This window comes from Salinispora sp. CH2A1_6, from assembly GCF_056820975.1.
In genome coordinates, this window is the sequence record NZ_JBXEDG010000003.1 from 538,854 (window position 1) to 562,430 (window position 23,577).

Sequence of the window (23,577 nt, forward strand, 5' to 3'; positions counted from 1 at the left end):
GCGGGAACGAAACCCCTCGGGTCCGAGGCGTTCGGATGCTGTTATCCGGCGCAGTCAGGCACGTCGCCGGAGCAGTTGTTCGGCCGGTTCTTGGCCACCACGGTGCCGGTGGCGGTGTTGAGGTTCACCGTGCCGCCGGCTTCGTTGAAGATCCCGCCACCGTCCTCGGCGGAGATGTTTTTAATGACCTTGGTGGTGAAGAGGCTGATTGTGCCGTCGCTGTCGTTGAAGATGCCGCCACCCGCCTCGTCCGCAAGATTGCTGACGATTTCGGTTTTGCGCAGTACGGCCTGGCCGTCGTTGTAAATTCCGCCACCCTCCCCAAGGGAGATGTTGTTCTTGATCAGGGTCTTTTCGGCCACCAGCGTGGAATCGGAGAAGACGGCTACTCCCGCGCCCTCGAAGGAGGTGTTCTTTACGATCTTCACCTGCTGTAGCGTGGCTTGCGCCTCGCCGAGGACGATTCCGCCACCGTCATCGGCGCCGGAGTTGCCGACGACTTCCGAGTGGGTGAGCCGGAGAATCCCGGAGTCGATGTTCAGTCCGCCGGCAATTTCCGCCGTGTTGTCGTTCACCACGCTCTTGTGCACCAGCGCGGTGCCATCCTCGCCTACGTCAATGCCGCCACCGACATCCCCGGCGGCGTTGAGGTTGATCTCTGTTTCGGCCACACTGAGGTGGCCGTTGCTCTGGATGCCACCACCCACCTGGGCTCGATTGAGGGTGAATGTGGAGCCCTTGACCCTGGTGGTGCCGTTGTTGGCGATGCCGCCGCCGTTGTCCTCGGCGATGTTGCGGGTGATGGTGCTGTGTGTGACGGTCAACTCTCCGCCCTGGTTGACGAGGACGCCCCCGCCGTCCTCCTCGGCCACACCGCCAGTGATCGACAGTTTGTTGAGGGTGAGGTTGCCGCCGGTGTCGACGCTGAGGATTCTGAATGGATCGGCGGCGGTGGAGCGTTCGATGGTGGTGTGCTTGCTGCCATTGAGCGTGATTGGGGTGGTGATCGCGGGGAGGCCGTTGCCTTCGATGTTGGTGGTGAGCAGGTAGGTGCAGTCCTTGGCGAGGTCGAGGATGCCGCCGCCGCGGGCGTTGGCGAGGGTGATCGCGGCGATGAGTTTGTCCGCGCTGCAGGGGACGGGGGTGCCCTTGGCCTTGTTCTCCTTGCGTCCCTTGCCGTCGCCCTTGTTCGCCTCGCGGTGCCCGTCGGCGGAGGGTCGGTCGTCGGGGGCGAGAGTGCGCCCGATGGCGGCGGCGGCCGGGGTGGCGGCGGCGGCGGTCAAGGCCAGGCCTGCTACCCCGGCCAGCCCGAGGGTCCACCATCGTCCTCTCGTCCGGCCTCCACCTGGCGGGGTTGGTTCGTGGTCGTGGTCGTGGTCGTGGTGCGGATGGTTCATCGCGGTCTTGGTGTCCTTCCCTGTCGCGGATGAGAAGTCAGCCACCCGGACGGAGCCGGGTGCCGTTCCTCGGCTACCAGGCAGGCGGTAGCAACCATCCTTGAGCTAAACCGACACAAACGTCAAAACAGTATGAATACGAGGATATCTCCCCAAAGTGGGATGAGGATGTCGTTTTTGGTTGTCCACGAGCCGTGGGGGGCGGTGCGGCCGCCGGCGATGCCGACCATCGGCCGGTCGGCCGCCGGTTGGCACTGCGTTCCAGAATGTGAGGTAAAGAGGTGATTTATTCACGTTGTCGAGCCCGCTCTCTCTTTGGTCCGTACCGTGACGTTCGGTGACGACCACGTGGTCGGTGCCCTACCGTCCGGAATCGTCCGGTCGGCTCAGGTGCGAGGGGAAGGCAGGAGAGCACGATGTCCACGTATCACGACAGCCAGCGACCGCCGGGGGGCCGGCGCCGGCCCCGACGGCTGCTCGCCGGCGGGCTGGTAGCCAGCGGCCTGGTCGTCGGAGCGGCGGGGTTCGCCGGCACGGCCGCGGCGCACGAGCGACCGCACGGCAGCGAGAACGCCTCCGTGGCCCAGGGTGACTCCGCCGGTGAACTCGGCGGAGAGTCCCTCGGGGCGCCGGTGCCCTGTGACAGCGCCCAGCTGATCGCCGCGTTGGTCCGGGTCAACGCTGAGGGCGGCGGGGTGCTGCGGCTCGCGCCGAGGTGTACCTACACGCTCACCGACGCCTTCCAGCAGCCCGATCTGTACGACGGTGGGATCCGGGACGCGCGGGAGGCGGCGGACGCGGCCGAGAACCCGGGCGCGGCCGAGAAGCCGCCGCGTGACCCCGCCGACGACAAGGCGGGGCTGCCGGTCATCTACCACCCGGTCACCATCGAAGGTGAGCAGGCCACGATCGAGCGTGCGCAGGATGCCGAGGTGTTCCGTTTCTTCACTGTCCGTGATGCCGGTGAGCTAACTCTGCGTAACGTCCGGCTCGTCGGTGGTCACTCGGACGCCGAGGGAGGTGCTGTCCACGTGGTGCACGGCGCATCGGCGTTGATCGAGCAGGTGACGGCGATGAACAACACCTCGTCCTCGGCGGAGGGCGGCGGGGGAGCCCTGTTCAACGACGGCAACATGGTCGTTCGGGACAGCACGCTGATCAACAACCACGCCCTCGGAGCGGCGGGCAAGGGTGGGGGGCTGCTCAACAACGGGGTGCTGGCCCTGCACTCTTCGACCTTCACGGGTAACAGCGCCACGGCCTACGGCGGCGGGCTGGGCAACTACCAGGCCGCGGCGGAGGTGCACACGAGCACCTTCGAGCAGAACTCGGCGGCGCAGGGTGGGGGTCTGGCCAGCTTCTCGGCCCGTACCCGCGTCTCCGATTCGACCGTTGTCGGCAACCAGGCGGGAACCGGGGGTGGGATCGCGAACTCGGACGCGCTGATCTTCCTGCGGGGAATGGAGATCCGGGACAACCTCGCGACCGGCAACGGCGGCGGCGTATCCACCTCCCAGGGCCTCGTGCCGCTGGATGACAGCGTGGTGGAGGGCAACACGGCACACGGCTCGGGCGGCGGCATTCACGCGGCCAAGTCGAACCTGTTGGTTCGGGACAGTGCGGTCCGGAACAACCGCGCCGTCGCAGCGAAGTCCACCGGCGGCGGGATCGCGGTCGGCATGGGCCGGATCGCGCTCTACCGCAGTCACGTAACCGGGAACCAGTCAACGCTGCCGGCCGGCGGTCTGCTTGTGGACAAGGCGCAGGCAACGCTGGACTCGCAGACTGTGGTCGGGGAGAACCAGCAGACCAACTGTCTGGGTAGCACCGGCCCGGTGCTGAACTGCTTCCGGTAACACCACCCGCGATCAGGTGGGTATCCGACCGCACCGGGGACGGCAGAGCCGTCCCCGGTGCGGTCGGACGTCCGTCGGCCGGTGTCGCCGGGCCACGCCGTTAGGTGCCCGAGCCGCTCTCGGTCGGCAGCGCACCCGCTGGCTCGGGCGCCTTCGCCAGCGCCTTCGCCTGCTGAGGCCAGGTCGGCAGGCTGGCCGCGCCACGCAGGCCGGCGGCGCGAATCATCTCCCGCAGCGCCGGCTCGTCCAACTCGGCGAGTTGCCGGTAGGTGCGGATGCCGGCGGCGTGGAGCGCCGCGGCCATTTTCGGCCCGACCCCCTGGATTCGGCGGAAGTCGTCCGTGGTGTCCGGCTCCGGTCCGGACTCCGCGGCGACCGGGGCCGGGTCCGCCGGCTCGGTGTCGGGCGCCACCGGTTGTGGGGCGGCCACCGGGGGCGCCGTCGTGTCGGCGTCGGCCGGCTCCTCGGCCTGGCCGCTGTCGGCCGTCGCGGTGTGCTCCCGGGCCGCTGGCGCCAGGTCGATCTGCTCTGTCGCCGACGCCGGCTCTGACGCGGCAGGAGCCGGGGCCGGAGCCGGTGCGGTCGCGTCAGGACCGTTGGTGTTGGCGCTGGTGTTGGTGTTGGTGCTGGTGTCGCGGTCGGTGGAGGTGGGGGCGGGCTCCCCTACGGCGATCCTCGTCGCGGGTGCCGGCGTACCATCCCCAGTGGTGTCACCCCGCGCGGCTTGACGCCGGCCGCGGACCACCCAGCCGGCGGCGGCGCCCACTAGCAGGGCCACGACAATCAACGGCCAGTCCGACCACGCCACGGCAGACCTCCCCTTTTCGATTTAGCGAGTTAGTCGAGAAAGCTCGCCGCAGCTTGCCACATTCCCGGTGCGGTACGACAGCATGGCCAGGTAACACAGCTCGTAGCCAGATCGGAGCACACCCACAGTGGTCACGGCGCAACTCAACGTCGCCTAAGGGTTGGCGTGGCCGGACCCCGGGCTGGGGTCCGGCCGTTGTGGTCAGTCCTCCTCCTCGCCTCGGTAGCTGTAGAAGTCATCGACGAACCGACGGGCGAGCCGCGGCACCCGGCTGGTGACGCCGAAGTAGCCCCGGGCCCCGAGCAGGGCGAGCCGCCCGACGACCGGCTTGTACATGGGGTCGTCGCCGCTGGTGCCGCTGCGGTTCAACGAATCCGCCACCCGCGCGAAGCCGTATGGCAGCATGGCCGCCTCGTAGTCGGCTACCGCCTGCAACAGCGTCTTCTCCCCGGCGGCGGTATGGCACAGCTGCCGGGTCAGCAGGGCGGCATCCCGCAGGGCGGTGTTCGCACCCACCCCGCGCCCCGGCGTCATCGTGTGGATGGCGTCGCCGAGCAGGGTGACAGTGCTGCTCTTCCAGGGCGGAACCGGTTCGCTGGTGGAGACCTTGACCGGCAGCGCACTGGCCGGGTCGGCGATGTCCAGCAGCTGGCGCAGGTGCGGGTGCCAGTTGCGGGTCAGGCCGAGCGCGGTCCGAATCAGCTCGTCGCCGCGTTGGCGCATGATGTCCGGCGGGAACCGCCGGGCGGTACTCCAGACCACCAGGTTCACGTTGTCGCGGGTGCTGTCGTGCGCCCGGCCGGGCCAGCGGTTCAACAGCGCCACGTCGGCCGGATCGAGGCCGTCCTTGAGGGCGCCCGAGCGGTCCCACGGAAACTCCATGACGTGCAGGACACCCATCACCCCACCGCTGCCGAAGATGAGCGAGATGCCCTGCTCGATCCGCTCCGGCAGCAGCGCCCGTACCTCCTCGGTGAACGGGACCCGGGTGGCGATGTTGATGGTGCCCGCGTTTCGGGTGACGGCGTGCGGCAGATACTGGCGCCGGACCGCCGAGTGGGTGCCGTCGGCGCCTACCAACAGGTCGCCGGTGGCACTGTCCCCGTCCGCGAAGTACGCGGTGACGCTGCCGTCATCGCGCTGCTCGAAGTGGGTGAGGGCCTTGTCGAAGTGGACCACGTCCTCCAGTCCGGTGAGCAGGACCTGGCGCAGGGTCATCCGGGCGACGGAGCGCTCGGTGTTCACCAGGTCGGTCTCCGGTCGTAGCGGAAAGGACGCGGTCTGCCGGAGCCGTTGGGTGATGACGTTGAAGTAGCGGGGGGACTTGGCACAGGTGGCCAGGTAGGTGTGGAAAAGGTCGGACGGCAGGCACTCGCGCAACGCCCGGCTGCCGGTTGGTCCGATGCCCACCCGGTAACCGAGCAGGCCATCGCCTCGGGTGCGGTACCGCTCATAGACGGTCACGGCGATTCCGGCCTGGCGCAGTCCCTGCGCCAGGCAGAGCCCACCGGTCCCCGCCCCGATGATCAGAACGTGCGGTTGGTCGCGGGACACGTGGGCGTCAGCCCGCCACGTGGGGCGCGGCGGCAGCCGCGGAGTCCCAACGGTAGAAGCAGCCGGCGATGGCGTCGCGCGGTGAGCGCCAGGTCGGCAGGTACGGGGAGGTGTGTGCGGAGAGTCGCTCGTTGACCTGTCGGTAGAGCGGATGGTTCCGGGCGCCGGCCAGGGTGTCCGGGTCCACGTCGGCGGTCTCCATCAGGTGGACGCACAGGTCATGCAGGCAGTACAGGGAGCGGTGCCGGACGCCGGTGAGGCTGGGCAACTCGGTGGCGTCGGACTCAGCGAAGATCTGGGCCACCCGTCCCTCCGCGCCGGGGACGATCCTGCTGACGATCAGTAGTCGGCTCATTTTGAAGATTCCTTCCACCGTGGTGCCCCGTGCGGCCGGTTCGGGGCGGATGCCGTCTCCACGCTGCCGAGCTCCCTGTCACCTGCCCGTCACATCCATGTCCGTCCTGGTGACGCGGGGAGTCGGCGGCTGTCGGCGTCCGTGGGGGTCACGGCTGGCCTGCCGGATCGGCCGGAGCGTGTCGTCAAGCAGGGCGGTCATCGCGGCCGACGGCTCGAGCCGTAGCTCTCGACGCAGTAGGTCTCGGTAGACGTAGAACGCGTGCACCGCCTCGAAGGCATTACCCTCGGCGAGGTGGATGCGGACCACCAGGCGGTGGGGGGTCTCGCGGAGCGGCTCGGCGGCCAGCGCTTCCAACGCCGCTTCGAGCGCCTCACCGTGCCGGCCCGCTGCCAGATAGTGGTCGGCCAGCTCCTCGAGCATGTGGAGTCGCAGCTGGCGTAGCCGCTCCCGTTCGGCCAACACCCAGTCGTCGTACCAGCCGGGCAGGAGGTCGTGGCGGCCCTTCGCGAGTACGGCCGCGGCGGTGTTCGGGTCGTCCCCGTCCCGGATCCGGGCGGCCATGCCGACCAGCGCGTCCACGTCGACCTGGACGCCGGGTCCGAGTCGGAGGGTGTCCCCACTGGTGTGCAGCGGGCAGTAGGGGTCCTGCCGTAACCGCCACAGGGCGGTGCGGAGCGAGGAGAGGGCGCGCTCCTCCGGCGTGTCTGGCCAGAGCAGCCCGGCGAGGTGGCTGCGGGTGGTGCCGGGGCGCAGGCCGACCAGCGCGAGTACGCGTTGCAGCCCGCGCGGTACGACCACCGGGGCGTTGCTGTGCAACAGCCGGAACCCGCCCAGCAGGTGCAGCCGGATCGGAGTACCCGGACGGTCCCCGGCGGTCGGCATGGACGGACCAGCGGCCATGGCGGACCCCCTGCGGAATGTTCCTCGGTTGTGTCCCCCGGCGCGGCTGCCCGTGACCCCACAGGTCGGGGTAGCTGGTCCCGCGGCACGGCGTCGGGTCACGGCCACCGGGTTAACCGTGACGGAGATTATCAATCTAGTCACGCACCGTCAACATCCCCGATCGGTGTGTGACTGCTATGAAACCCGCTCTGAACTGGGGATAGGCCACTATGTGCAGGTTGCATGTCACAGCTCCTACACAGTCAGCGTCAACGCACCGTCACCAAAGTCTGGGCTGGGGACGGCTCCGGTGACGCCCCGGTGACGGTGGCGCCGCCATGGTGCGCATAGTCATCCGGCTTTTCGGCGTACGGCGCCGCCGGCGCCCGCAGCCGTTGGGGGAGGTTCATCAATGGAGCGTTCGTTGATCGTCGCGAAGGTCGACCCGAGCGCGGAGGAGCGGATCGCCGAGATCTTCGCCGAGTCCGACGCGACCGAGTTGCCTCGCCTGGCCGGGGTCCAGCACCGGTCGCTGTACCGGCTACAAGACCTGTACCTGCACCTCCTGGAGACGGAGCTACCGGGGGAGACGGCGGTCGCCGGGGCCCGGCAGCACCCGGAGTTCGTCCGGGTCAGTGAGCGGTTGCGTCCGTACGTCTCGCCGTACCTGCCGACCTGGCGGGAACCGCGAGACGCGATGGCCCGGTGTGTCTACCGGTTCGATGCTCCTGGAACCCGGCCGTGAACCCGACCACGCCCCGGGGCGGGCAGCTCTGGTCGCGTTGCGGCGGCTGCGCCAGCCTGCTGTATCGCAAGCGGCTGCGGCGGAACCTGGACGTGTGCCCGGAGTGCGGCGCACATTCCCGGCTTGACGCGCCGGCCCGCCTGGCCCAGCTGGTGGACCCCGGATCGTTCACCGCGCTCGCTGACCCGGCGCCGGAGGTGGATCCGATCGGCTTCGTCGACGTCGTTCCCTACCCGCATCGGCTCACCGCGGCGCGCAGCGGCACCGGGCTGGCCGAGGCGGTCGTCTGCGGTACCGCCGCAGTGGCCGGCATGCCCTGTGTGATCGCCGTGATGGACTTCCGCTTCCTCGGCGGCAGCCTCGGTTGCGCGGTCGGAGAGCTGATCACCCGGGCCGCCGAACGTGCCCTCGCCGACCGGGTTCCGCTGGTGGTGGTGACCGCCTCCGGCGGAGCGCGGATGCAGGAAGGGGTGCTGTCGCTGATGCAGATGGCGACGGTCAGCCAGGCCGTCGCCGCATTGCGGGAGGCCGGAGTGCCGAGCGTCAGTGTGCTCACCGACCCGACGTACGGCGGCGTTGCCGCCTCGTTCGCCACCAACACCGACGTGGTGGTGGCCGAGAGCGGCGCCCGGATGGGCTTCGCCGGTCCTCGGGTGATTCGCCAGGTCACCGGCCGGGAGCTGCCCGACGGGTTCCAAACCGCCGAGTTTCTGCTGCGACACGGCCAGGTTGATCTGGTGGTGCCCCGGCACGCCCTCCGCGGTTGTCTCGCCACGCTGCTCGCCGCCGCATCCGGCGGGCGCCCACGGGCGGGCGTCGACCCCCAACCGGAGCGCCCACCTGTGGAAGGCCCGTCGGCACCGGGGCACGGTGCCGACGGACGGGATGCCTGGGAGACGGTCCGGCTGGCCCGGCACCCGGGTCGACCAACCACCCTGGACTATCTGGAGACGGCCTTCGACAGCTTCATCGAGCTACATGGTGATCGGCTGGGCGCGGACTGCCCCGCGGTCGTCGGCGGTGTGGCGGAGCTGGCCGGCCGCCCGGTCCTGGTGGTCGGCCACCAGAAGGGCCACACCACCGCCGACCTGATGGCGCGTAACTTCGGAATGGCGAGTCCGGCCGGGCACCGGAAGGTGCTCCGGCTGGTCCGGCTGGCCGCGCGGTGGGGGCTGCCCGTCGTCACCCTCGTCGATACCCCAGGTGCCGACCCGGGCGTGGGCGCGGAGGAACAAGGCCAGGCCGCGGCGATCGCGGAGAACATCCTGACCCTGACGATGCTGCCAACCCCGGTCGTCGCGGTGATCACCGGTGAGGGCGGCAGCGGTGGCGCGCTGGCGCTCGCGGTCGCCGACCGGGTGCTGATGCTGGAACATGCCGTCTACTCGGTGATCAGCCCGGAGGGGTGTGCGGCGATTCTCTGGCCGGACCGTTCCGCGGCGCCGCAGGCGGCCCGCGCGCTGCGGCTGACCAGCGGCGACCTCTGTCGTCTCGGGGTGGTGGACGCGGTGGTGCCGGAACCGGCACCAGCCGCGCACCACGACCCGCCGGCCGCGATGCAGGCGGTGCGGGAGGCGGTGCTGGCGCACCTGATGCCCTTGCTCGACGTGCCCACCGTGACCCTGGTTCGCCAACGGAGGCGGCGGTTCCGTCGGTTCGGTGCCGCCGGCCTCGGAGCCAAGGCGGGTGCCCGATGACCGCCGAACTGGCGCCGATCGGCGTCACGACTCTCAACGGTGACGCGACGGCGGACCCGGAACCGGGGGCCGCCGGCGCCTTCGACGCCACTGCGGCCGCGGTATCCCACGTTGCGGCGGACGCCGCGCTGACCGGGCTGCGCCGACAGGCCCGGGAGCTCCTCGCCGAGTTGGCCGGGCCGATCCGGCGGATCCGGCTGGCCAGCGGCGACGCGATCCTGGAGGTGGAGTGGCACGCGGCGGCTGACGCCGGACAACCGCCCCCGCAGCCGGTCCTCGCCGGGCCGCCGGTCGTCCCTTCGCAACCGCTCCTCGCCACGGCGCCGGTCGTCCCCCCGCAACCAGCAGCCACGCCCGTCACTCGGCACGCCGTTCGGTCGCCGATAGTCGGCACCTTCTATCGGGCGCCGGAGCCCGGCGCTGCGCCGTTCGTCGCCGTCGGCGACCAGATCCATCCCGGCCAGGTCGTCGGCATCGTCGAGGCGATGAAGCTGATGAACGAGGTGACCGCTGACCGCGCCGGGCGCATCACCGAGGTCCTCGTCGACGACGGCCAACCGGTGGAGTACGACCAGCCGTTGCTCGCGGTGGATTCGGCCTGAGGTGGGTGGGCTGATGTTCGGCAAGGTACTCATCGCCAACCGGGGCGAGATCGCGCTGCGGGTGCTGCGCGCCTGCCGCGAGTTGGGAATCCGTACCGCGGTGGTCTACTCCACGGCGGACGCTGACTCGGCCGCGGTGCGGCTCGCCGACGAGGCGGTCCTGATCGGACCGGCCTCGAGCCGCCGCAGCTACCTGAACCCGGCGGCCATCGTCGAGGCGGCCCGCCTGGTCGGCGCGCAGGCGGTGCACCCCGGCTACGGCTTCCTCTCCGAGGACGCCGACTTCGCCGAGATCTGCGCCGACAACGGCCTCGTCTTCGTCGGGCCGCCGCCGCAGGTGATGGCCGTCCTGGGCGACAAGTCGTCGGCTCGGGCGCTGATGAGCCGCGCCGGCCTGCCGCTGCCACCGGGCAGCATCGCACCGGTGCCGACCGCCGCCGACGCCGCCCGGGTGGCCGCCGAGGTGGGCTACCCGGTGATCGTGAAAGCCGCCGCCGGGGGCGGTGGCCGGGGGATGACCGTCGTCTCCGCGCCGGCCGAGCTGCCGCGCGCGTACGCGCGGACCCGGGCCGCCGCCCAGGTCGCCTTCGGTGACGACCGGGTGTACGTCGAGCGGTACCTCGGCAACGCCCGGCATGTGGAGGTGCAGGTGCTCTGCGATGCCCACGGCAACGGAGTGCACCTGGGCACCCGGGACTGCTCGGTGCAGCGCCGACACCAGAAGCTCGTGGAGGAGGCGCCCGCCCCGGCCCTGTCCGCGACCGTCCTCGACGCGATCGCCGACAGCGCGCTGCGCGGCGCGCTGGAGGCCGGATTCACCGGTGCGGGGACAGTGGAGTTCCTGGTTGATCCGGCGGAACAGTTCCACTTCCTGGAGATCAATTGTCGGATCCAGGTGGAGCACCCGGTCACCGAGATGGTGACCGGAATCGACCTGGTGCACGAGCAACTGCACCTGGCCGCTGGTGGAACGCTGCGGTGGCGGCAGGAGGAGATCGTGACGCACGGCGTCGCGGTCGAGTGCCGGGTCAACGTCGAGGATCCGGATCGGGACTTCGCACCGACTCCCGGCCGGCTGGAGCGGTTCGTCCCCCCGGGCGGCCCCTTCACCCGGGTCGACACCCACGGGTATCCCGGCTACGTCGTCGGCCCCCACTACGACTCGTTGTTGGCCAAGGTGGCGGTCTGGGCTCCGGACCGGGAGCTGGCCCTCAACCGGCTGGAACGTGCCCTCGGCGAGTTCGACGTCGCTGGCCCCGGCGTCCACACCACCATCCCGTTCGTCCGGCGGGTGCTCGACGACGCCGGGTTCCGTAAGGGCCGCCACTGCACCGGTCTGGTCGAGACGCTACTCGCCGATCTGCCCAAGCAACCGAGGAGGAACGCATGACCGTTACCGACGGCCGCCCACTGGCCGCCGACATCACCGACATCCTGGTGGCCCACTGCGGGCTCGACGCCGACGCCGCCACCCGCGCCCCGGCCGCCTCGCTGGAGGAGCTGGGCATGGACTCCCTGGCCCTGCTCGAACTCTCCGCCGTGGTCGCCGACCGGTGGCAGGTGCGAATTCCCGAGGAGACCGGCCAGCTCAGCATCGCCGGCGTCGCGGATCTGGTCGCCCGCCGCGTCGAGCCGGCCGGGCACACGGAGAACGAGATCGTGATCGCCGCACCCCTAGCGCTGGTCTGGGAGGTCACCAACGACGTCGCCGGCTGGCCCGACCTGTTCACCGAGTACGCGGTGGCCGAGATCCTGCACCGGGAGGGGGACACCGTCCGGTTCCGGCTCACCATGCACCCCGACGAGAACGGAGTCGCGTGGAGCTGGGTCAGCGAGCGCACGGCCGATCCGGATGGTCGGGAGGTCCACGCGCAGCGGGTGGAGCCGGGGCCGTTCGAGTACATGCGGATCCACTGGCGCTACGTCGAGGAGGCCGGTGGCACCCGGATGATCTGGACGCAGGACTTCGCCATGAAGCCGACCGCCCCGCTGACCAACGCCGAGATGACCGATCGGATCAACACCAACAGCGCGGTGCAGCTCGCGGTGATCAAGGAGAAGATCGAACGGCGGGCCGCGCAGGAGACGGGAGCCGGGCATGAGTGAGCGGGAGCCCGGGGTGGTGGCCGCGGCGGACGTGGCCGCCGACACCCGCCGCGGCGGCGAGCTGCGGGTACTGCTCGGTCCGCGGACGGTCGGCAGCACCTCCGGCTTCATGGGGGTGGCGACGCTGCGACCGGGGGAGCGGATCGCCGAGCACTACCACCCCTACAGCGAGGAGTTCCTCTACGTCGCACAGGGTGCGATCACCGTAGACCTGGACGACGCGCCGGTCCCGCTGGCGACCGGCGAGGCGCTCTTCGTCCCGATCAACGTCCGGCATCGACTGCGCAACACCGGCACCGTGGACGCCGAGGTCGTGTTCCACCTCGGTCCGCTCGCTCCCCGTCCCGAACTGGGCCACGTCGATACCGAACTCGTCACGCAACGAGGTGGGTCATGACCGGGAAGATCGGAGTGGCGCCGTGACCGGGCGCCGCTCGGTGGTGACCGGCGTCGGGGTGGTCGCGCCGGGTGGCGCCACTCGGGACAGGTTCTGGAAGACGATCACCGAGGGGCGTACGGCGACCCGGCGGATCTCCTTCTTCGATCCGTCGCCGTTCCGGTCGCGAATCGCCGCCGAGTGTGACTTCGAGCCGGTGGCCGCCGGCCTCAGCATTCCCGAACAGCGTCGTGCTGACCGGTACGTGCAGTTCGCGCTCGCCTGCGCGGCCGAGGCGGTCGTTGACGCCGGCCTGGACTTCACCGAGGCGTTGCGTGATCGCACCGGGGTGGTCCTGGGCACCGCAGTCGGTGGGACGATGGCGTTGGAGAAGGAGTACGTCACGGTCAGCGACGGCGGTCGGAACTGGCTGGTTGACGCCGCCCTGGGTGGCCCATACCTGTACCAGGCGTTGGTACCGAGCAGCCTCGCCGCCGACGTGGCCTGCCGACACGGGCTGCACGGCCCGGTTCAGGTGGTCTCCACCGGCTGCACGTCCGGGATCGACGCGATCGGCCACGCCCACCAACTCATCGCCGACGGGGAGGCGGACGTGGTGCTCAGCGGCGCCGCCGACTCGCCAATCTCCCCGGTCACCGTCGCCTCGTTCGACGCCATCCAGGCGACCAGCCCGGACAACGACGACCCGGAGCACGCCTCCCGCCCGTTCGACGCCGACCGGCACGGCTTCGTCCTCGCCGAGGGCGCCGCGGTGCTGGTGCTGGAGGAGGAGGAGCGGGCCCGGCGGCGGGGCGCGCACATCTACTGCGAGGTCGCCGGGTACGCCGGCCGCAGCAACGGCTACCACATGACCGGGCTCCGTCCGGATGGGCTGGAGATGGGGCTCGCCATCACCGACGCGCTCGGCCAGGGGCGGATCCGGGCCGATCAGGTCTCCTACATCAGCGCCCATGGCTCCGGCACCCGACAGAACGACCGGCATGAGACCGCGGCGTTCAAGCGGGCGCTCGGGGAGTCCGCGTACCGGGTGCCGATCAGTTCGATCAAGTCGATGGTGGGGCACTCTCTCGGTGCGATCGGTTCGATCGAGATGGCCGCCTGCGCGCTGGCCATCGAGTTCGGCGTGGTCCCACCGACGGCCAACTGGGCGACGCGCGACCCGGAGTGCGACCTGGACTACGTGCCGAACGAGGCGCGGGAACTGCCGGTGGACGTGGCGTTGTCGGTGGGCAGCGGGTTCGGCGGGTTCCAGTCCGCGATGGTGTTCCGGCGGTTGTCGGCGGTGACGTCGTGACCGCGCGGGCGGTGGTGACCGGGATCGGGGTGGTCGCGCCGAGCGGTATCGGCGCGGACGCGCACTGGCAGACGGTGCGGACCGGAACCCGCCGCACCGGGCCGATCACCCTGTTCGACCCATCCAGCTACCCGACCCGTTTCGGCGGTGAGGTGTCGGGGTTCGACGCCGCCGCCTACGCCGACAACCGCCGGTTGGTGCAGACCGACCGGTGGACGCATCTCGGGTTCGCCGCCACCCGGCTGGCCCTGGCCGACGCGGGACTGCCCCCGCGGGCTCCGGACCCGTACGGCTACGCGGTCGCCCTGGCCAGTTCCTCCGGGGGGAACCTGTTTGGGCAGCGGGAGCTGCAACGGCTGTGGGGCGGGTCCAGCCGGACGGTCGGGGCGTATCAGTCGATCGCCTGGTTCTACGCCGCCAGCGTCGGTCAGCTCTCGATCCACCACCAGTTCAAGGGGCCGTGCGGGGTGCTGGTGTCCGAGACCGCCGGTGGGCTGGACAGCCTGGCGCACGCCGCCCGGGCGGTCCGCCGGGGGACCCCGGTGGTGATAGCGGGGGCGACCGAGTGCCCGTTGAGCCCGTACGCGCTCGCCTGTCAGCTCGCCTCCGGGATGCTCAGCGAGGGGGCGGACCCGGAGCGGGCGTACCGACCCTTCGACGCGTCGGCGAGTGGTTACCTGCCGGCCGAGGGGGGTGCGGTCTTCGTCGTGGAGGAGTTGAGCCATGCCCTGGCCCGCGGGGCCCGGATCTACGGTGAGGTGATGGGGTGGGGTGCCACCCACGACGGCGCGCACACCACTGCGGACACAGCGGGGGACCCGGTGCAGTACGCCCGGGCGATGCGGCTGGCGCTGGACCGGGCGGGGGTCGGCGCGGACGCGGTCGACATGGTGGTGCCGGATGCGTTGGGGGTGCCGCGTTACGACCGCAGCGAGGCGATCGCGTTGCGCGCTGTCTTCGGGGATCGGCTGCCCCCGGTCACCACGCAGAAGTCGTTGACCGGGCGGGCCCATCAGGGGGGAGCCGCCTTGGACGTGGCGACCGCGTTGCTGGCCTTCGCGCATGACACGCTGCCCGCATCCGCGGGACCGGAGGAGGTCGCGCCGGGTTGCGAGCTGGATTTCCTGCGGGAGCAGCGGCGGCCGGTAAACCGGTTGTCGTTGGTCTGCGCCCGCGGCTTCGACGGGTTCAACAGTGCGCTGGTCCTGCTTGGGGCGGCGCCGAGTGACGGCGGTGAGTAGTGACCGAACTGGACGAGCGAAAGGCGTTGACCCGGTCTGGCGTCGGTGCGGCGCAGGCGCGGGTGGTGTTCCTGGTGCGGGTGCCGGTCGAGCGGACGGAGGCGTTCCTGGCCGCGTACGAGGCGGTGCGCCACCTCGTCGCGGACGGGGTGCCGGGACACCGGGTTGACCAGGTGTGCCGGTCGGCGGCGGACCCGGAGCAGTGGTTGATCACCAGCGAGTGGGCGAGTCTGGCGGACTTCGAGGCGTGGGAGCGGAGCCCGGAGCACCGTGACCTGGTTCGCCCGATGCGGGAGTGTTTCACCGATGCCCGCTCCCTGCGCTTCCACATTCTTGCCCAGACTCCCACTCTGCCCTGACGGCACCACGGCCATCGCGCACCCTGGCTGGCCAGCTACGGCGACGCGACAGCGGGCTCCTGCCACGACTGACTGGCGCAGCGCCCACGGCCATGCCGGCCCGCCCGGCATGGCCGTGGCGTGTGCCCTTGCCCCACGCGGTCCTGTAATGGCAGTTTGCTATGACCGGTTCACGCGGTGAACACTCCTCGTGGTGCGGCTTCCGGGTGGATGTCGAGCCGGTCGAGGGCGGGAAGGTCACGGTGGTGTTCTCCCGGACATGGTGGTGCGGGCCCGGGTCGTCGAGGTCGACGAGCCGCGCCGGTTCGCCGCCTTCCTTCGACGACCTGGTGAAGTATTACTCGGAGTTGCTCGAGCAGTCGAACTGACCCGCCGGGCGCGGCCGCGCGTGCCGGCTCTCGTCGACCGGCGTGGCCGAAATCGCTGCCGGCTCGGCGTGCCGCGCTGCCCGCTCCGCGAGCATCTGCCCAAATAGCCCGTTGGGTCGTCCGCAGTCCCGACACAGGAAGTTGTCGTCAAGCCGCGGGCTACCACAATGGTCGCAGCGACCCCGGTCCCGCGGATCGTGGTATCCCCGCAACGCCGCCACCAATGCCCGGGCGACCGGGGTGCGCAAAGCCAGCCGCGACTCCTGCCCGTTCAGACAGATCGTCAGGTCCCCCAGAGGCGGCGCGCCCGGTTCCAGCGCGTCGATCCGGGCCACGAAGTCCCGCACAGCGGCCAGGACGCCATCGGGTACAGGCAGCGACATGGCCTCGACCCTACGGCAACCCCACCTGACGGTTGTCGTTCCTGTTCGAACCGCAAGCAGCCGCCCGCACCGACGCACCAGCATGTCTACCCACAAGGGTGCTCCGACAGCTTGGTTACGAAGTACGGCTGCCCTATTACCCGGCTTATTTGGGCAATAGGTGTGGAAGAATAAATGTCATATTTGAGGATGGGTATCCCCGCACGCGGATGCGATCGGCGGGGGAGGCGGTCGTGGGGGCGGCGCATCATGCGTTCGGGTATTGAAGGTCCTCCTAACGCATGAAGGGTCACCCGTTGGTTTCGGTGTGGGTGCACGCGCGCGATCCTGCACGGCGAAGTGGTTGCCGGCAATCCGGCCACCCGCTTTTTTTGATCTATCCTTTCGCACCTGTTAGCGGATCTGAAGTCTGCCGTAGGGTCGGCCTCAGCATCTCAGTGAAACTTCCTCAAGGGCAGGAATGCCCTTATTTGCGCTGGGCGGTGAACGGCAGTGAACGGGAAACCCTCCCCCCACTATTCCAATTCGACCGATCCCGACTGGGTGGACGATTTTCTGTTTACCGGCAAACCGGCCGACGTCTGCTTCCGGCTTCCCGCCCCGGTTGACCGCGGCACTCTACACCGGCTGGTCACCGAGGCGCAGACCCGCCTCGGCGCCGCTGGACTGCGCCCCGGGGGTGCCGTCGCGCTACGGCTGCCGCCGTCCCTGGCGTACGTGGTGAACCTGCTCGCCACCTGGCGGAGCGGTGCCCAGGCCATCCTGCTGGACCATCGCCTCACCGACCACGAGGCCGACCGCGCGCTGCGACGGCTCACCCCACAGGTGGTCGTGGCGCCGGTCCGCACCGGTGGCGCGGCACTACGAGTCTTCGTCGAGGTCACCGAGGGAGTCACCGCGTACGGCGACCGCCCGGCCGCCACCGACCACGCGGTGGTCCAACTCAGCTCCGGCTCCACCGGGCCCGCCAAGGTGATCGGTCGGACCGCCGCCGACCTGATCGCTGAGGTGCGTCGCTACACCCAGCTCGATGGTGTGGCCCTACCCGGCGAACGACTCATTTTGCTTCCGTCCATGGTGCACGTGCTCGGCCTCGTCGGTGGCCTGCTCTACGGGCTGCACGCCGGCGTCGAACTGGTCCCACCGGAACGACTCAGCGGCGCGGCGGTGCTCGATGCGATCGGCGCCGCCGACAGCCCGGCCACCGTTCTCGGCGTTCCCTTCCATATCGGACTACTGGCCGCGACCCAGCTCGACCGGCCACTGCCCATGTTTGCCCGGATGATCACCGGCGGGGAACTGGTGCCGGCCGCCACGGCTCGCTCCTTCACCGATCGGTTCGGCGTGCCGCTGGGCAACATGTATGGGATGACCGAGGTCGGAGTCATCGGCACGGACCTGCATGGACGACACCGGCCAGGGATCATCCCCGCCCCCGGCGTCGAGGTTCGCGAGATCGCCGGCGAGCTACGGGTGAGCTGCCCCGCCTCCCCGTATCTCGGCGGCACCGATCCGTCCCGCTGGTCCGAAGGTTGGCTACACACCCGGGACGCGGGCACCGTGGACCCGGCCAGCGGCCTGGTGACCATCCGGGGCCGGCTCGACTCCCAGGTCTCCGTCGGCGGGATGAAGGTCGATCTCACCGAGGTGGAGAACACGGTCGCCGACCTTCCTGGGGTCGCCGCCGCGGTGGTGGTCTGGGACGACGGCATCACCGCGTACGTGCAGCCGGTGGGCACCCTCACCGAGGCGGCCCTGGACCAACAGCTCGCCGAGCGGCTCGCCAGCTACAAGCGGCCCCGTACCCTGCGGCTGCTCGACCAACTGCCCCGCACGACCACCGGCAAGCTGGTCCGCTCGGTGGACACACTGCGGACGGCAGGGACATCGTGACCAGGTTGCTCCGCCTCCCCGACGACGACCATCTCAGCTTCGCCGCCGACCGCCGCCACCGCCAGGAGCAGCGTCCCGGGACAGTGGGGATGGCCGACCCAGACATCGGCGACAGCTGGCACCGGGCGCATCCCTCCGGGGCCGGGGATCGGCATCCGCCGGGCCGGACCCCCGGCGCGCAGACCGAGGCCGAGTGCCTTGCCGACGGCCTCCTTCGCGGTCCACAACCGCAGGAAGTCCCGACTCTGTCCGGCTTCGGGGCGGGCGGCGAGCCAGGCCACTTCGGCCGAGTCGAACCAGCGGTGGGCCAGGCCCAGCGCGGGCAGCTGACGGCACTGCTCGACGTCCACCCCCACCGGCCCGCCGGTCCGGACGGCGACCACCGTCACGCCGCCGCCACGGCTCACACTCGCCGGCACGGTGACCCGGCCCCGGCCCGTGTCCCTGGTGACCAGCGCAGCCGCGCCAGGCCGGTGGGTCACCACGAGGTCCGCCTTCGGACAGTCCAGCACACCAGCGGCGGCCTGTCGCAGCAGCCACTCGGCTGAGGCCGGCTGACCGCCGACACCCCGACCGATCCAGACGTAAACGGTGTCCCGACCGGACACCGGTGACAGGTTCACGGAGAGAGGTTAACCATGCGAGCCGAGGTCCGCGCCTTCGTCATCGAGCAACTTACCGACATGAACTACGACGTGGAGGGGATCGACGACGACGCCACTCTCGGGCCTGCGGGAGTGGACCTGGAGTCCCTGGCCCTCGCCGACCTGGCTGTCCGGGTCGAGGACCGGTACGGGCTGACGTTCGCCGAGGAGGAGTCGGAGCAGCTGGCTCTGATGACGGTGGGCGAGTTCACCACGATGGTCGCCAACCGGGTTGCCGGGGCGCCGAGCGACCGCTCCTGATGGCCGGTCAACCCGACCTGGTGCGAGGCGACCTGGTGGCCATGCTCGCCCAGCTCACCGACCGACCCATGGGCCAGCCCGAGCGGATCGGCTCGATGGAGCTGGCCTGGCTCGTGCACCTGGTCGAGCAGCGCTATGACCGGCGACTCGACCTCACCGACGACCAACTCGCCGGGATGCGCACCGTTGACGACGCACTGGTGGTGTTCCAGACCGCCCTGGCCGCCGCCAATGGGTGAGCCGGCCGATGTTCTCCTCACCGGTGTCCACGCGACCAGTGCACTCGGTCGGGGTGCCGCGGCGCAGGTGGCCGGGGTGCTTGCCGGAATCCCCGCGTTCCGGCCGGTCCGTCGGTTCAACACCAGCCCCCGGCGGATCAACGCGGCGGCCACCCTGCCGGACACCGGTTCGCTCGCCGACGAACTGACCGAGGCGGTGATGATGGCGTGTCGTTCGGCGGGGCTCACCGCGTCCCAACGCGCTGAGGCGGCTCTGCTGCTCGCGATGCACGGCGGGAGGTCCGTACCGGCGTTGAGCGCTGGCCTCGCCACGGCCACCGGTTTCCCCGCCGTGCGCACATACACCACGGCGTGTGTCTCGGGAACCAACGCGGTCGCCGACGCGGCGGTGTTGCTGCGTCGCGGCGAGGTCAACCGGGCCGTGGTCGCCGCCGGCTACCTGGTCGAGCCCGACCAGTACGCCCTCTTCGACGTCGGCCGGGCACTCGCCACCGATGCGGCGGTGCGACCGTTCAGCCTCGGGCGGACCGGCCTGCTGCTCGGCGACGGAGTGGCGGCGGTGGTGCTGGAACGCGCCGACACCGCCCGGCAACCGATCGCCGGCCTGCTCGGCTGGGGACGGGCGGGTGACGCCTTCCATCCGTGCCAGCCGGAACCGAAGGGCCGTGGCCTGGCCCGGGCGATCACCGCCGCGCTGGTCCGCGCCGGCCGTGACCCAGCGGAGATCGGCTACGTCAACGCCAATGCCACCGGGTCCGGGCCGGGCGACGCGGCCGAGGCGGCGGCGCTGCGGACCGCGCTGGGCCCGACGGCCCAGCGGGTACCGGTGAGCTCCACCAAAGCCCTGCACGGGCATGCCCTGGAGGCGTCCGGCCTACTGGAACTGGTGGTGACGGTGCTCGCGCTGCAGCGCGGCAAGCTGCCGGTGAACGCCGGCTGGCTTGGACCGGACCCGGACTGCCCGCTCGATGTCATCCGGGACGCGCCCCGACCGGCGGCTACCGGCTACGCGCTCACCCTCAACGCCGCCTTCGGCGGCGCGAGCACCGCGCTGCTGGTGGGGGCGACGTGACCGGCCCAAGTGGACTGTCCATTCGAGCCCAGGCGGCCTGGCCGGAGCCGGGCGACGACGTGGTACCGCCGCTACCAGGATTCGTCCACTCGGCGTTCAACCCGCTGGTGGCGGCGGTAGCGGATCGGTGCCTGCGCCGGGCGCACCGTGCCACGCCGGCCCGTGACGCCGACGCCGACGCCGAGCGTACCGCGATCGTGCTGGTCAGCCCGACCGGCGACGAGGCCAGCGCGGCGCACGTGCGGGCCGCGGTCGCCGCCGACCGTCGGCCGGGACCGCTGTTCTTTTTCCAGTCGGTGCCGAACAGCGTGGCCGGTCACGTGGCCGCCCGCTGGGGGCTGGGTGGACCGGTGGTCTGCCTCGCGCCGACCGACGACCCGCGGGCGGCCGGGTTCGCCCAGGCCGACCTGTTGCTGTACGACGGCGACGCCGACGCGGTGTTGCTGATCCTGATCGACACGGCACCGGACGACGGCGATGTGGAGTCAGCTGTCGCCGTGCTGCTGGGGGGAGGAGACCGACCATGAGACCAAGGGGAATTCGTGGGCCGCTCGCCGCGGATAGTCAGATTGGCGCCGGGAACGTGCTCGAGCGGGTGCTTGCGCACGGCACCGACCCGGATACGCCCTGCCTGACCTTCGACACAGCGCTGGACGGGCACCCGGCCGAGACGGCGCTCACGCTGGGACAGCTCGACCGTCGGGTGGCAGCTCGGGCCGCCTGGCTGCACGAACGGGGAATCGGTCCCCGTGACCCGGTGGCGGTCTGGGCCACCGCGGTTGCTGACATGGTGCTGAGCTACCTCGCGTTGACCCGGCTGGGCGCGATCCCGGCGCTGATGAACGGGCAGCTGCAGCCGACCATCGCCGCCGAGTACATCCGGCGGTTGCGGGGCGTCGCGGTGCTCGCCGACGAGGCACACCGCACGCTGCTCGCCGAACACGACCTTGGCGTCCCGGTGCTGGGCACCCCGGCCGAGGCCGGCAGCGGTGACCCGGACGCGGCGCCCGCCCACTACCGGCACCACCCGGACGACCCGATCGTGATCACTCACACCTCCGGCACCACCGGAGTGCCGAAGGCGGTGCTGCACTCGCACGCCAGCCTCTTCGCGGCGACCCGGCACCTACTGAGCATGCCGCAGGCGCAGGGCACCAGCCGGATCCTGAGTGCCTTGCCCGCCCCACACACCGCCACCGTCCTCATGGTCAACCAGGTGCTCGGCAACCGCGCGGAGATGCTCCTCCTCTCCGAACAAGGTGGGGAGCGGGTCCTGGACGCCATCCAGCGCTGGCGCCCGGACGGGGTGTTCGGCTTCTCGGTCACCTGGGCCGAGCTGGCCCGGTGTGATCTGGCCGGGTACGACCTGGCCTCGGTACGGCTGTGGTTCAACACCGGTGACTCGTCGCACGAGCCACACATCCGGCACCTGGTGGCGGTCGGCTCCCGGGACATGATGACCCGCACGGGGGTCACCCGGGTGCCGGGCTCAGTGTTCATCGACGGTCTCGGCTCCTCCGAGATGGGACACTCCATGTTCCACATCACCCACACCCGGGAGACCGAGCGGTACGGGCGGTGCATTGGTCGGCCGTACCGGTTCACGAAGGTCGCCGTGCTGGACGCGGCGGGCGAGCCGGTGCCCACCGGCGAGGCCGGCTGGCTGGGTATCGACTCGCCGTCGCTGTTCCGCGGCTACTGGAACGACTCGGTCACCACCCACCGCCACCGTCAGCGTGGCTGGTACCTGACCGGAGACCTGGTCTACGCCGACGCCGACGGCTGGTACTACCACCTGGACCGGGCGGTCGACTCGGTCGACTCGGTTGACGGAAAGCGCTTCTACACCGCGCTCTCCGAGGAACGAATCCTCGCCGCCTGCCCCGAGGTCACCGACTGCACGGTGGTCATGGTGCGCCAGCCGGCCGGTGTCGTCACCGACGTGCTGCTGGAACTGGCCACCGACGCGGACGAGACCACGGACCGCACCGCGGCGGTTCGGGAGGCGCTGGGTGGGGAGGTCGGGGCGACCCTACGGCGGGTGGTTCCGGTCCGCTCCGCCGACATTCCGGTCACGGTGACGGGCAAGGTTCGCAAGGTGGCGCTGCGGGAACGCTACCTGAGCGAGGCGTCCCGATGACCGCGGTCATCACCGGGATGGGTTTGTACACCCCGGTAGGCCGGGGGGCTGCCGCCACCTTCGAGGCGCTGTGCACCGGCCGCTCCGGGCTGGCCCGTCCGCCGGCCGACCACCCCGCCGCCGCAAGCCTGGAGGTCGCCGGGGTGCTACCGGCGATCGACCCGCGGTCGGTATCCACCGGTCCGGACACCAGGGTCCTGGACCGGATCGTGCTGCTCGCCCTGCTCACCGCCGCGGACGCCCTCGCCGATGCCGGTCTCGAGGTGGGTCGGGACGTTGCCCCAGAGCGGGCGGCGGTGATCGTCGGCGGGGTCGGCGGGCTGGCCACCCTGGAGACGCAGGTGCTCACCCGGGCGGCCCGGGGGCGAGCGGGAGTCAGCCCGTACCTGCTCACCGGGGTGCTGCCGAACATGCCGTCGGCCCGGATCGCGATCCGGCACGGAATCCGGGGCTACAGCTCTTCGGTCGGCACCGCCTGCGCCTCCGGTGTCCAGGCGGTCGCCGACGCCGTTCGGTTGATCCAGGCCGGCGAGGCGGACGTGGTGCTCTGCGGGGCCAGCGAGGCGCCGCTCTTCCCGACCTTCGCGGACACCTTCGGCAACGCCCGCGCTCTCGCCCGCGGGTGGGCCGACCCGACGGAGGCCAGCCGACCGTTCGACCTTCGCCGGAACGGGTTCGTGCTCGCCGAGGGAGCGGTCCTGCTGGTGCTGGAAAGCGCCGCCCACGCCGCGGCCCGGGGTGCCACCGGGTACGCGGAGATCGCCGGGTACGGCGTGACGACCGACGCCTACCATCCGACCGCACCCAGGCCCGACGGCACCGGCGCGGCGGAGTCCATCCGGCGGGCGCTCACCGGCCGTCGCGTGCCGGTGCCGGCGGCCGAAGTCGGCTACGTCAACGCGCACGGCACCGGGACCACACTCGGCGACATCGCCGAGACCACGGCACTCGCCGAGGTCTTTGGGGCGAACGGGGTACCGGTCAGCTCCACCAAGGCGCTCACCGGCCACCTGCTCGGGGCCTCCGGAGTACTGGAGACGGCGGCGACCGCCCTGGCACTTGGGCGGGGCCTGCTTCCGCCGACCTGGAACCTCGATGACCCGGACCCGGCCTGCCCGGCTGATCACATCCGGAAGGAGCCCCGGGCGACCGAGACCGGCTATGCGCTGACCAACTCCTTCGGGTTCGGGGGGCAGAACGTGAGCCTGCTACTCGCGCGAGCCACCCGGCCGCGGACATGACGGTGCGACCTTCGCGGGCGGAGCGCCCGCACGACCAGCG

General features: G+C 70.9%; 25 protein-coding genes. 17 read left to right on the top strand and 8 right to left on the bottom strand.

Annotated elements, in window-relative coordinates; all coding sequences use genetic code 11:
• Positions 1-41 precede the first annotated feature (41 nt).
• Positions 42-1,397 carry a hypothetical protein gene (locus tag AC1UKG_RS07325; protein WP_026325092.1) on the bottom strand — a complete coding sequence of 452 codons (1,356 nt, stop codon included), beginning with the start codon at positions 1,395-1,397 and terminating at the stop codon, positions 42-44.
• Positions 1,398-1,813: 416 nt separating this feature from the next.
• On the opposite strand from AC1UKG_RS07325, the gene AC1UKG_RS07330 reads away from it, so the two are divergent.
• Complete coding sequence (locus tag AC1UKG_RS07330; RefSeq protein WP_018742299.1) at positions 1,814-3,253, top strand: membrane protein; 1,440 nt, start codon at positions 1,814-1,816, stop codon at positions 3,251-3,253.
• A 100-nt stretch (positions 3,254-3,353) separates the two neighbouring features.
• On the opposite strand, the gene AC1UKG_RS07335 is transcribed toward AC1UKG_RS07330, so the two are convergent.
• The 5 genes from AC1UKG_RS07335 to AC1UKG_RS07355 all read right to left on the bottom strand — a co-directional run bounded on the left by AC1UKG_RS07335 (position 3,354) and on the right by AC1UKG_RS07355 (position 7,265).
• Complete coding sequence (locus AC1UKG_RS07335; protein WP_018742300.1) at positions 3,354-4,061, bottom strand: helix-hairpin-helix domain-containing protein; 708 nt, start codon at positions 4,059-4,061, stop codon at positions 3,354-3,356.
• Positions 4,062-4,262: 201 nt separating this feature from the next.
• Positions 4,263-5,615, bottom strand: a complete 1,353-nt coding sequence (locus AC1UKG_RS07340) for an FAD-dependent monooxygenase (protein ID WP_018742301.1) — start codon at positions 5,613-5,615, stop codon at positions 4,263-4,265.
• A gap of 7 nt (positions 5,616-5,622) precedes the next feature.
• Complete coding sequence (locus AC1UKG_RS07345) at positions 5,623-5,970, bottom strand: TcmI family type II polyketide cyclase (RefSeq protein WP_018742302.1); 348 nt, start codon at positions 5,968-5,970, stop codon at positions 5,623-5,625.
• Positions 5,971-6,048: 78 nt separating this feature from the next.
• On the bottom strand, positions 6,049-6,873 hold the full coding sequence (locus AC1UKG_RS07350) for a BTAD domain-containing putative transcriptional regulator (protein ID WP_018742303.1): 825 nt from the start codon (positions 6,871-6,873) through the stop codon (positions 6,049-6,051).
• A 251-nt stretch (positions 6,874-7,124) separates the two neighbouring features.
• A complete protein-coding gene (locus AC1UKG_RS07355) occupies positions 7,125-7,265 on the bottom strand; it encodes a hypothetical protein (protein ID WP_018739776.1) in 141 nt (46 codons plus the stop codon).
• Positions 7,266-7,267: 2 nt separating this feature from the next.
• Between AC1UKG_RS07355 and AC1UKG_RS07360 the strand changes: the two genes are divergently transcribed.
• Genes AC1UKG_RS07360 through AC1UKG_RS07400 form a run of 9 tightly spaced genes read left to right on the top strand, consistent with a single transcriptional unit; the run spans position 7,268 to position 15,296 of the window.
• Positions 7,268-7,600, top strand: coding sequence for a TcmI family type II polyketide cyclase (locus tag AC1UKG_RS07360; RefSeq protein WP_018730480.1), 333 nt, complete (start codon positions 7,268-7,270; stop codon positions 7,598-7,600).
• The gene (locus tag AC1UKG_RS07365) at positions 7,597-9,297 is read left to right on the top strand and encodes an acetyl-CoA carboxylase carboxyl transferase subunit (RefSeq protein ID WP_018742304.1); all 1,701 of its coding nucleotides are present in this window, start codon (positions 7,597-7,599) and stop codon (positions 9,295-9,297) included. The genes AC1UKG_RS07360 and AC1UKG_RS07365 overlap by 4 nt, the downstream gene beginning before the upstream one ends.
• The gene (gene accB, locus AC1UKG_RS07370; RefSeq protein WP_018742305.1) at positions 9,294-9,899 is read left to right on the top strand and encodes an acetyl-CoA carboxylase biotin carboxyl carrier protein; all 606 of its coding nucleotides are present in this window, start codon (positions 9,294-9,296) and stop codon (positions 9,897-9,899) included. The genes AC1UKG_RS07365 and accB overlap by 4 nt, the downstream gene beginning before the upstream one ends.
• 13 nt (positions 9,900-9,912) lie before the next feature.
• Complete coding sequence (locus tag AC1UKG_RS07375) at positions 9,913-11,289, top strand: acetyl-CoA carboxylase biotin carboxylase subunit (RefSeq protein WP_019872376.1); 1,377 nt, start codon at positions 9,913-9,915, stop codon at positions 11,287-11,289.
• Positions 11,286-12,005 (top strand): SRPBCC family protein, encoded by a 720-nt coding sequence (locus AC1UKG_RS07380; RefSeq protein WP_018813366.1) that lies wholly within the window; start codon positions 11,286-11,288, stop codon positions 12,003-12,005. The genes AC1UKG_RS07375 and AC1UKG_RS07380 overlap by 4 nt, the downstream gene beginning before the upstream one ends.
• The gene (locus AC1UKG_RS07385) at positions 11,998-12,402 is read left to right on the top strand and encodes a cupin domain-containing protein (protein WP_018736550.1); all 405 of its coding nucleotides are present in this window, start codon (positions 11,998-12,000) and stop codon (positions 12,400-12,402) included. Before AC1UKG_RS07380 ends, AC1UKG_RS07385 begins: the two co-directional genes overlap by 8 nt.
• A 22-nt stretch (positions 12,403-12,424) precedes the next feature.
• A complete protein-coding gene (locus AC1UKG_RS07390) occupies positions 12,425-13,696 on the top strand; it encodes a beta-ketoacyl-[acyl-carrier-protein] synthase family protein (protein ID WP_018813365.1) in 1,272 nt (423 codons plus the stop codon).
• Positions 13,693-14,937 (top strand): beta-ketoacyl synthase N-terminal-like domain-containing protein, encoded by a 1,245-nt coding sequence (locus tag AC1UKG_RS07395; protein WP_029122849.1) that lies wholly within the window; start codon positions 13,693-13,695, stop codon positions 14,935-14,937. The genes AC1UKG_RS07390 and AC1UKG_RS07395 overlap by 4 nt, the downstream gene beginning before the upstream one ends.
• Complete coding sequence (locus AC1UKG_RS07400) at positions 14,937-15,296, top strand: antibiotic biosynthesis monooxygenase family protein (protein WP_029122848.1); 360 nt, start codon at positions 14,937-14,939, stop codon at positions 15,294-15,296. Before AC1UKG_RS07395 ends, AC1UKG_RS07400 begins: the two co-directional genes overlap by 1 nt.
• Before the next feature lie 337 nt (positions 15,297-15,633).
• On the opposite strand, the gene AC1UKG_RS07405 is transcribed toward AC1UKG_RS07400, so the two are convergent.
• The gene (locus tag AC1UKG_RS07405) at positions 15,634-16,047 is read right to left on the bottom strand and encodes a hypothetical protein (protein ID WP_018742309.1); all 414 of its coding nucleotides are present in this window, start codon (positions 16,045-16,047) and stop codon (positions 15,634-15,636) included.
• Between the two features lie 492 nt (positions 16,048-16,539).
• Here AC1UKG_RS07405 and AC1UKG_RS07410 point away from each other — a divergent pair, with 492 nt between their 5' ends.
• Positions 16,540-17,940, top strand: a complete 1,401-nt coding sequence (locus tag AC1UKG_RS07410) for a class I adenylate-forming enzyme family protein (protein WP_018813364.1) — start codon at positions 16,540-16,542, stop codon at positions 17,938-17,940.
• On the opposite strand, the gene AC1UKG_RS07415 is transcribed toward AC1UKG_RS07410, so the two are convergent.
• On the bottom strand, positions 17,835-18,563 hold the full coding sequence (locus AC1UKG_RS07415) for a 4'-phosphopantetheinyl transferase family protein (RefSeq protein WP_482642644.1): 729 nt from the start codon (positions 18,561-18,563) through the stop codon (positions 17,835-17,837). The genes AC1UKG_RS07410 and AC1UKG_RS07415 overlap by 106 nt on opposite strands.
• A 15-nt stretch (positions 18,564-18,578) precedes the next feature.
• On the opposite strand from AC1UKG_RS07415, the gene AC1UKG_RS07420 reads away from it, so the two are divergent.
• From AC1UKG_RS07420 to AC1UKG_RS07445, 6 genes are read left to right on the top strand one after another with little or no spacing between them, the layout of a single operon-like run.
• A complete protein-coding gene (locus AC1UKG_RS07420; protein ID WP_018742312.1) occupies positions 18,579-18,845 on the top strand; it encodes an acyl carrier protein in 267 nt (88 codons plus the stop codon).
• Entirely contained in the window at positions 18,845-19,084 is a 240-nt protein-coding gene (locus AC1UKG_RS07425) for a hypothetical protein (RefSeq protein WP_018742313.1), read from the top strand. The genes AC1UKG_RS07420 and AC1UKG_RS07425 overlap by 1 nt, the downstream gene beginning before the upstream one ends.
• Entirely contained in the window at positions 19,077-20,156 is a 1,080-nt protein-coding gene (locus AC1UKG_RS07430) for a beta-ketoacyl synthase N-terminal-like domain-containing protein (RefSeq protein ID WP_018742314.1), read from the top strand. The genes AC1UKG_RS07425 and AC1UKG_RS07430 overlap by 8 nt, the downstream gene beginning before the upstream one ends.
• Complete coding sequence (locus tag AC1UKG_RS07435) at positions 20,153-20,683, top strand: beta-ketoacyl synthase chain length factor (protein WP_029122844.1); 531 nt, start codon at positions 20,153-20,155, stop codon at positions 20,681-20,683. The genes AC1UKG_RS07430 and AC1UKG_RS07435 overlap by 4 nt, the downstream gene beginning before the upstream one ends.
• On the top strand, positions 20,680-22,296 hold the full coding sequence (locus AC1UKG_RS07440; RefSeq protein WP_026271123.1) for a class I adenylate-forming enzyme family protein: 1,617 nt from the start codon (positions 20,680-20,682) through the stop codon (positions 22,294-22,296). The genes AC1UKG_RS07435 and AC1UKG_RS07440 overlap by 4 nt, the downstream gene beginning before the upstream one ends.
• A complete protein-coding gene (locus tag AC1UKG_RS07445) occupies positions 22,293-23,537 on the top strand; it encodes a beta-ketoacyl-[acyl-carrier-protein] synthase family protein (RefSeq protein ID WP_482642643.1) in 1,245 nt (414 codons plus the stop codon). The genes AC1UKG_RS07440 and AC1UKG_RS07445 overlap by 4 nt, the downstream gene beginning before the upstream one ends.
• Positions 23,538-23,577 lie beyond the last annotated feature (40 nt).